The organism is Aliterella sp. E5.1, from assembly GCF_057473825.1.
The window spans coordinates 143,387-151,978 of record NZ_JBYCCV010000003.1; the positions used below are offsets into that span (position 1 = coordinate 143,387).

Annotated in this window: 7 protein-coding genes; 4 read left to right on the forward strand and 3 right to left on the reverse strand. The window is 44.1% G+C overall.

Annotated elements, in window-relative coordinates:
• Positions 1-141: 141 nt before the first annotated feature.
• The 3 genes from AC2VE5_RS02495 to AC2VE5_RS02505 all read left to right on the forward strand — a co-directional run bounded on the left by AC2VE5_RS02495 (position 142) and on the right by AC2VE5_RS02505 (position 5,016).
• A complete protein-coding gene (locus AC2VE5_RS02495; protein WP_486886196.1) occupies positions 142-2,298 on the forward strand; it encodes a cation:proton antiporter in 2,157 nt (718 codons plus the stop codon).
• Between the two features lie 271 nt (positions 2,299-2,569).
• On the forward strand, positions 2,570-3,523 hold the full coding sequence (locus tag AC2VE5_RS02500; protein WP_486886197.1) for a UDP-glucuronic acid decarboxylase family protein: 954 nt from the start codon (positions 2,570-2,572) through the stop codon (positions 3,521-3,523).
• A gap of 107 nt (positions 3,524-3,630) precedes the next feature.
• On the forward strand, positions 3,631-5,016 hold the full coding sequence (locus AC2VE5_RS02505) for a UDP-glucose dehydrogenase family protein (RefSeq protein ID WP_486886198.1): 1,386 nt from the start codon (positions 3,631-3,633) through the stop codon (positions 5,014-5,016).
• Between the two features lie 39 nt (positions 5,017-5,055).
• Here the strand turns inward: AC2VE5_RS02505 and AC2VE5_RS02510 are convergent, their stop codons facing one another.
• From AC2VE5_RS02510 to AC2VE5_RS02520, 3 genes are all read right to left on the reverse strand, one after another.
• A complete protein-coding gene (locus tag AC2VE5_RS02510) occupies positions 5,056-6,339 on the reverse strand; it encodes an APC family permease (protein ID WP_486886199.1) in 1,284 nt (427 codons plus the stop codon).
• 71 nt (positions 6,340-6,410) lie between these two features.
• Complete coding sequence (locus AC2VE5_RS02515; protein WP_486886200.1) at positions 6,411-7,205, reverse strand: LmeA family phospholipid-binding protein; 795 nt, start codon at positions 7,203-7,205, stop codon at positions 6,411-6,413.
• A 288-nt stretch (positions 7,206-7,493) separates the two neighbouring features.
• Positions 7,494-7,637 (reverse strand): hypothetical protein, encoded by a 144-nt coding sequence (locus tag AC2VE5_RS02520; RefSeq protein WP_486886201.1) that lies wholly within the window; start codon positions 7,635-7,637, stop codon positions 7,494-7,496.
• Between the two features lie 67 nt (positions 7,638-7,704).
• Here AC2VE5_RS02520 and AC2VE5_RS02525 point away from each other — a divergent pair, with 67 nt between their 5' ends.
• The gene (locus AC2VE5_RS02525) at positions 7,705-8,493 is read left to right on the forward strand and encodes a hypothetical protein (protein WP_486886202.1); all 789 of its coding nucleotides are present in this window, start codon (positions 7,705-7,707) and stop codon (positions 8,491-8,493) included.
• Positions 8,494-8,592 lie beyond the last annotated feature (99 nt).

Genomic DNA, 8,592 nt, shown 5'->3' on the forward strand with positions numbered 1-8,592 from the left:
TAGTTGCTAAAAATATAAATACCTAGGTTTTTTAGTTGCAAGAATTAGCCTAAACAACTTTGCCCGAAGCCAGCTAAAGGATCGACGATAAAATTTATTGACTCGATCCAATTATTTGAGTTGCCATAACGAGAGCTATATATGCGTCTACCAGTACAAGTTCTTGCTCAAGAATCAGCTTCGCACGTTCTCGGTAATGAGCCAATTGTGCCTTTTGCGATTCTGCTTGTCGTTATTTTAGTTGTGCCGATTGTCTTTGAAAAGCTGCGACTACCAGGATTAGTAGGTTTATTAGCCGCCGGAGTAGCCCTTGGTAGTAACGGCTTAAATGTACTGCAAAACGATGCGCCGACAATGCAACTGCTATCAGACATTGGACTTGTGTACCTAATGTTTGTGGCGGGGTTGGAAGTAGACATGGAGCAATTTAGGCGAACCAAAAATCGCTCTTTAGTATTTGGCACGTTTACTTTTTTGGTTCCTTTAATTATGGGAACAATTGTTGGACGCAATTTTGATTTTGGCTGGAATGCTTCAATTTTAATTGGCTCCTTATTTGCTTCCCATACTTTACTTGCTTACCCTATTGTTAGCCGCCTAGGTGCGATCGCCAATGAAGCGGTAATCGTGACTATTGGTGCAACTATTTTTACCGATATTGGGGCGCTACTGGTACTTGCTATCTGCGTAGCAATTCATGCGGGAGACTTCACAATTTGGCGCTTGCTAACTTTGGTTGGCTCGTTAGCAGTTTACTCTGCTATTGTTTTATTTGGCTTTGACAAGGTCGGGAGAGAATTTTTCCGGCGATCGGGCGACGAAGAAGGCAACCAATTTTTATTTGTATTACTTGCCGTATTTCTCTCTGCTGTAGGCGCTCAACTAATTGGCATTGAAAAGATTGTCGGCGCTTTCTTGGCTGGATTAGCGGTAAATGATGTCGTCGGTGAAGGACCTGTAAAAGAAAAAGTAGTATTTGTGGGAAATGTGTTATTTATTCCCATTTTCTTTGTCGATCTAGGGTTACTAATCGATATTCCAGCATTTATTAAGAGTATCAGTACAATTTGGCTAACTTTAGCGATCGTGAGCGGTTTAATTGCAAGTAAATTTATCGCTGCCTTACTAGCAAAACTTGTTTACCGTTACAAATGGAACGAAATGCTCACCATGTGGTCGTTATCCATGCCCCAAGTAGGCGCAACTTTAGCGGCTACGCTGGTCGGTTACAAAGCAGGATTGTTAAATGAAGGGGTATTAAATAGCGTTATTGTTCTCATGCTCGTCACCGCAACATTGGGTCCAGTAATTACTAGCCGGGTAGCGGTGGGTTTAGCACCAGTACCAGCCACAATAATACCCTCACCAACGTTCGATTATGCAGATAATACCGCCGAACAGGGAAAATTTACCGTTGTAGTACCTGTATACAACCCCAAAACCGAGCAGTATTTAATTGAAATGGCAGCAATACTCGCACGCCAAACTTCTGGGCGAATTATCCCCTTAGCGATCGCCAAATCTTCTGTACATATGAACGCGCCGCAAGTAGAAGTTGCTCGGCAAAGAGGTTTGCAACTTATAAATAATGCCGCCTACTTGAGTCAAGAATTGGGAGTAGAAGCAGAGCCATTGTTACGAATTGATGATGCAATTGCTTCAGGAATTACTCGTGCTAGCCGCGAACAAAATGCAAGTTTAATTATCATGGGTTGGGGAAAACGTACCGGACTACGATCCCGATTGTTTGGTAACTTGATAGATAGCGTTCTATGGGCATCTCACTGTCCTGTTGCCGTGACGCGCTTGCTAAGTTCCCCTGCAACTATCAAGCAAATTTTAGTCCCTATAGAAAACTTGACAACTCACGCCCTCCAGCCTGTTAAATTTGCGCAGATGCTGGCATCGGCAAACGAAGGTTATGTAACGTTATTGCATATATGCGATCGCAGGTCGAGTCCCAGTAAAGTAGCTTGGATGAAGTCGCAACTATCGCTTTTAGTATCTAAATTAGATTTAGATGGGCAAGTAGAAATCAAAATTACTCCTCACGACAATATCGCCCTGGCGATCACCCAAGTGGCACAACAATACGATTTAGTAGTGTTGCATTCTTTACAGAGGCGCACCAATACAGGGATTTTAGCAATTAGCGATGTCAATACGCAGCTATTTACAGCTTTGACAGGTTCAATTGTGATGATTGGCGAACCCCAACCAATAGCTAATGCCTTGATTCCAGTGCCAAGTCAGTATCCTCAAGCTACGGGTGAAGACAATTTCTATACCACAGATTGATAAAAATTATCTGCGCCTGTATAGTATGTCAAATAACTTGCTACTTAACTTAAATCAAGCTTAACTGAAAGAAACTTTATTATTCTTTGAGTAGCAATAACCAATCTTCTTATTAACTTTACTAAAAAAGAGCGCACCTGTGTTAAACAAGAATTGCACTATGGTGATTAAAAAGCGATAGTTTGAGCAATAAAAGCGCGATCGCGCTTTTAGCAGCAGCACGGGAACGCAATTGCGGCTTCCAATCAACTTTATATTGAAAGAGCAGACTATGAGAATTTTGGTTACGGGCGGTGCGGGGTTTATTGGTTCCCATCTAATCGATCGATTAATGGATGAGGGACACGAGGTTTTATGTTTAGATAACTTCTACACAGGTCACAAGCACAATATTATCAAGTGGCTAGACCATCCTTATTTTGAACTGATCCGTCATGACGTTACAGAGCCGATACGTTTAGAAGCAGACCAAGTTTATCACCTAGCCTGTCCAGCTTCACCCGTCCACTACCAATTCAATCCAGTTAAGACAGTCAAAACAAACGTTGTCGGCACTTTGAATATGTTGGGGCTTGCCAAAAGGGTAAAAGCTAGATTCCTTCTAGCCTCAACTTCAGAAGTGTACGGCGACCCAGAAGTTCACCCCCAAACCGAGGACTATCACGGCAATGTCAACCCAATTGGCATTCGTAGTTGTTATGACGAAGGTAAAAGAGTTGCCGAAACTCTAGCTTTTGATTACCACCGCCAAAACGATGTAGACATTAGAGTGGCACGTATTTTTAACACCTATGGACCTCGAATGTTAGAAAACGATGGGCGGGTAGTTAGCAACTTGGTCGGGCAAGCATTAAAGGGTATTCCCTTGACAGTGTATGGTGAAGGCTTGCAAACTCGTAGCTTTTGCTATGTCAGCGATTTGGTAGAAGGGTTAATGCGGCTGATGAATGGGGACTATATAGGTCCGGTTAATTTGGGCAATCAAGACGAATACACAATTTTAGAACTAGCTACAGAAGTTCAAAAGCAAATAAATCCCAAAGCCGAGCTTCGGTTTGAGCCTTTGCCTCAAGACGATCCCCGCCGTCGCCGCCCGGATATTACGCGGGCAAAAACTTTACTCAACTGGGAACCAAAAATACCTCTGGTAGAAGGGTTAAAGCTGACGATCGCAGATTTTAAAAATCGGATCGGCACTAGCGTTCCGCATTCGACGGTATCTTAACTTCAATTCAAGCTTGGTCGTTTAGATTTTAATCACCAACTTGCAAATTCATACCGGACGCATTCATGTATTGCGTCCTCCTAACTTAATCACAGGATTTATAATCTATGCGTGTTTGTGTAATTGGTACGGGATACGTCGGCTTAGTTACTGGCGTTTGTTTAGCTCATATCGGTCATCATGTAATTTGCGTCGATAACAACGAAGAAAAAGTCAAGTTGATGAAGGCTGGGCAGTCGCCAATTTTTGAGCCAGGATTGTCAGAGATTATGCAGTCTTCCAGCCAAGCTGGGCAGTTAGAATTTACAACGGACTTGGGTGCTGGAGTCGCTCATGGGGAGATTTTATTTATTGCGGTAGGTACGCCCCCCTTACCCACGGGAGAGAGCGATACTCGCTATGTAGAAGCCGTAGCGAGGGGAATTGGCGAACACCTAGATGGTGGCGGGTACAAAGTCATTGTCAATAAATCTACCGTGCCAATTGGTTCGGGGGATTGGGTAAAAATGATCGTGCAAAGTGGGGTAGTCACTCGCCAGCAAGCATTAGTTGGTGCGGGAGGTATTAACACTGACAGCGATCGCCTACCGGAGTTTGAAGTCGTGAGCAATCCTGAATTTTTGCGCGAAGGTTCGGCAGTGTACGACACTTTTAACCCCGATCGCATTGTCCTCGGTGGCAATAACCCGACAGCGATCGCCATGATGCAAAAACTCTACGCTCCCATTATTGACCGCTCTTTTGCTGCCGATCCGTCTTCACCTGCTGTCCCGGTGCTAGTTACAGATTTAAGTTCAGCCGAGATGATTAAGTATGCTGCCAATGCTTTTTTGGCTACCAAAATCAGCTTTATCAATGAAGTTGCCAATATTTGCGATCGAGTGGGCGCAGATGTAACTGAGGTAGCGAGAGGAATTGGTTTAGATTCCCGGATTGGCAACAAGTTTTTGCAAGCGGGGATCGGTTGGGGTGGTTCTTGTTTCCCCAAAGATGTATCGGCATTAGTGCATACGGCAGATGATTACGGCTACGAAGCCCAGCTACTCAAAGCTGCCGTTAGTGTCAACCAAAGACAACGCCTAATTCTAGTTGAAAAACTGCAACAGGTACTCAAAATTTTGAAAGGTAAAACTGTAGGCTTGCTAGGACTTACCTTCAAACCCAATACCGACGATATGCGCGACGCGCCAGCTTTGAACTTGATCGAGCATCTCAACCGCTTAGGAACCAAAGTTAAAGCCTACGATCCGATTGTTTCTCAAAGCGGTTTGCGCGATGGCATTGCTGGGGTGCTAGTAGAGACGGATGCCGAGCGTTTGGCTGATGGTTGCGATGCTTTGGTACTCGTTACCGATTGGCAGCAGTTCCGCAACTTAGACTACGCCAAAATGGCAAGCTTAATGAATCATCCTGTATTGATTGATGGACGCAATTTCCTCAATAAAGAAGAACTAATCAAAGCTGGATTTAGGTATGTAGGAGTAGGACGCTAAAAAAGATCTGGGGAGATTTATTTCCCCAAGTCTTGCCAATTAAACTCCAAATTGTCTCACAACTCTTTGCCATCCTAATCCCACTAAAGCCAGCGCTATACCAAGCAGCCAAACTTGCCACTCTACCCAAAAAGCTAAAAACCCACAAGCAAGTATGCCTATCCAAGCTAACCATTGAGGATAAAGGCGCTCTTGGGCAGGGATTTGTAAGGCTGCCAAATTAGTAATTGCATAATAAATCAAAACATTGAAGGCACTAAAAGACCAAGTGGTTTTGACATTATTGCCCAATACAACTGCAAGCGCGATCGCACAACCTACTACGATCGCAGCTAAATGAGGTGTTGATTGCTGGTTTAACCGTGCCAAAATTCTCGGCATATCTTGGCGGCGTGCCATCGCCAAAAGGACGCGAGATAAACCCAAAATTAAGTTTAGCAATACCCCCAGCATTGCAAAGAGCGCGCCAACTGCGAGTATTTGACTGCCGCCCCAAACTCCTAACTTGCTAACTACTACTTGCAAGGGTGCGGCAGAGGCGTTTGTTGCCGCCCCCAATGCCTCTGCCCCCACTGAGCCAACGGCGGCGATCGCCACTAGCATATACAGCAGCATTGTAACTACGATTGTAATTATCATTGCTCTAGGAATTGTAGTTCTAGGCGATCTTGCCTCCTCACCCATCGTAGCAATGCGTCCATAGCCCGTGTAGGCAACGAACATCAAAGCGCTGCCATGTAGTACCCCTGCTATTGATTCTGGGAAAAATGGTGTTAGCTGCTCTGTTGTGACCGTAGGTAAACTGACAGTGATAAAAAACACCAATGATAATAAGGCAACAGAGACAATCGCAATATTTGCCAAATTGGAGCGGCGGATTCCACTCAAAACAATCCAAGTCAAGAGCGCTACTAAAACTATTGCTGTCGGAATGAGTAGCCCGCGCCCATCCAAGTTAGTCGCCCTAAGCAAATAACTTGCAAAACCTAAAGCCGCCGTTCCGGCTGAGGCAGTTTTTGCTAACAAAAACATCCAACCAGCAGTAAAACCCAAAGTAGGATTGAGATACTTGTAGCCGTACTCGTAGGTCCCGCCACTGACTGCATGACTTGCTGCTAGTTGAGCGCTATTTAAGCCATTGCAAACAGCAACAATAGCGGCAATTGCTACAGATAGAATCACTGCCGATCCGGCGACACCCGCAGCAATGCCAATACTTACAAATACACCCGTACCAATAATCGAACCTAGACCCATTAATGTAGCGCCAAAGACTCCCAGTTCTCTGCGAAGTAGGGGTAAGGGCGTTTTGGGTGAATCCATAAACTGCTAATTCTTGATAAGACCCTTGGATGATTTTACGCCTAAGCCGACAACGTTGACAAATGCATTGTTTAGGCTGCGTTGGGTATGCGCTCAATTTGGGCGTAGCCGCTAAAAATTAGCTGCTTTCCTTGAGTTTCTAATCGATTAATCCGCATCGTTACTCCGTCAAGATCGAAGCGGTCAAGATCGACCATATTATCCAAAATTTCCGCAAAAGCGATCGCCATTGCTTGAGATATCTCCTTTTGCGCTTCGGGTGCTAGGTCAGTTGTAAACTGCGGATTGTTGAATGCTACTCGCCGCCGCCGCTCTACAGCCAAAGTTGCCGTCATGCTAATTGGCACTAACTGGTCGTTATTTAAGTCGGCATTTGCCAATATTTTGACTTGGTTATTGGGTAAAAGTTCAACTTGTACCTCGCTGAAGGAAACAGGCTCCCCTCCCGATAATTCTGTCAAACTAGGCAAAGTCAAGTTAAGCAGGCGCTTTTTTACCAATTCTGCGGTAAAAGCGTGGTTGATACCAGCTTCGGACAATTTTACTTCTGCCACTGCTTGAGTTGGCTGCTTTAAGGTCAGTTTTCCCCCTAGTACCGAGCCAAAATCTAGGGCTACAGCATCGGTTTCAAAGGACATTTCATCTACTAAAAAGTCTTTGCGAATCGCCAAGCCTCGACCGCTCATTTTGAAATTGTCTATGCTGCCCTGTAACAACTTGCTAGAAGGGTAGCAACGTACAGATACTTCTATCGACTCGCTTTGAGTAAACAGATGACGAATGGTTTTACTAGCAACGCTGTTGAGCATTCGCTCTCCCCAATCAGTGCCAGTAGGAGTAGTCAAGCCAGTGAGTCCGCCGAACATCTTGTTTCCACTTTATAGAAGTTCTCTATACTTTTGTAACAAAGTATGAACAATCCGGCAACCAATAATCCATAAGTGGTGCTGACGAAAGCTATAAGGGTAGCTTTTTTGAGGTTGCAAAGAAGGAAAAGTCAGCAGAATTTTTGCGAATTAGACTGAATGCTTATTATGCTGCAAATTTTGACGTAGTAATTGTCGTTCAGCATACTGCAACATTTGCATTAAAAATAAATTATTTTTTAATAATTAAAAAGAATTAGCTTTAAAAAGCGATCGCTTCTTAACTGGCTAACTATGAGGAAGATGCAATACTTCAAAAGCGCGATCGCCCAAATCTAAAATATCTCCTGCTTGCAATAATTGAGTTGGTTCGGCAGCATTGAAAGTATATTGCGTAATGGCAAAACCAGGATAAGGTAATTCGGCTACCAAAATCCAGCGCAAGGCTGGTGCTTAGTAATGCGATCGCATTACTAAGCACTTTTTCACTATATTTGCCATGAATGAAACTGCCCTCGACCGATTTTGGGAACTATTAGGATGGGTTCTTGCCCTTAAGTCTGAAGCCTTTGAGCAAATTAACACTTTGCCTCATGGTTCAACAGTAGCATTAGTCGTTGTTTTGGCTGCCAGTTTATCCCAAGTTATTGCTCAAAGCGTTATTTTATTCGTCAACAAGGTTACACCAGTTCGCTTTATTTTTACTCTGCTGATTGGCACAGTTTTATTTGTGTTTGGCTACATATTTCTGGTTCTTAGTACCTGGCTCATTAGCTTTGCTCCCTTTACAGTTGAAGCTCCGTTTGGTGTTGTAGCAAGCACTTTAGGATTTAGCTACGCACTGCTCATTTTCAGCGTTTTTGGAGCAATGCCTTACCTAGGAGAACCCATCTTATCAATTTTGTCGCTGTGGCAATTGTTAGCAATGGTTGTAGGCTTTGCTGCTGTCAGCAATACTAATGTATGGCAAGCCTTTGGGACTGTGCTGTTGGGATGGGTTACGCTTTGGGCAACCCAGCGAACTATTGGACAGCCAATTGCTCAATTCGGGCGCTGGGTTGTTTCCCAAGTAGCAGGTGTAGAGCTAGTCACTGAACGTCAGCAATTTTCGGCAATGTTGTCTAAAAGACTGAGTTCTTTTTCTGCGCCTGATGTAACAGAGGCTATATCCGACACGAGAAACAAAACGGGAGCAGGAATAATAGAGCTTGAAGAACAGGCGATCGCACCAACATCATCTATTCCCGCTTCAACCATTAGTAAGCTAATCGGCATCAAAGTTGCATAATAAAAAGGTAAAGCTGATTCAAAGTAACTATGCCACCAGCAGCCAAGAATTTTTTAAGGTCGGAACAAGTCGTTCATCTACAGCAAGCCCTCAAGGAGA

Coding starts and splice junctions, on each gene's coding strand:
- AC2VE5_RS02495 (WP_486886196.1), top strand. CDS start 142: ATGCGTCTACCAGTACAAGTTCTTGCTCAAGAATCAGCTTCGCACGTT.
- AC2VE5_RS02500 (WP_486886197.1), top strand. CDS start 2,570: ATGAGAATTTTGGTTACGGGCGGTGCGGGGTTTATTGGTTCCCATCTA.
- AC2VE5_RS02505 (WP_486886198.1), top strand. CDS start 3,631: ATGCGTGTTTGTGTAATTGGTACGGGATACGTCGGCTTAGTTACTGGC.
- AC2VE5_RS02510 (WP_486886199.1), bottom strand. CDS start 6,339: ATGGATTCACCCAAAACGCCCTTACCCCTACTTCGCAGAGAACTGGGA.
- AC2VE5_RS02515 (WP_486886200.1), bottom strand. CDS start 7,205: ATGTTCGGCGGACTCACTGGCTTGACTACTCCTACTGGCACTGATTGG.
- AC2VE5_RS02525 (WP_486886202.1), top strand. CDS start 7,705: ATGAATGAAACTGCCCTCGACCGATTTTGGGAACTATTAGGATGGGTT.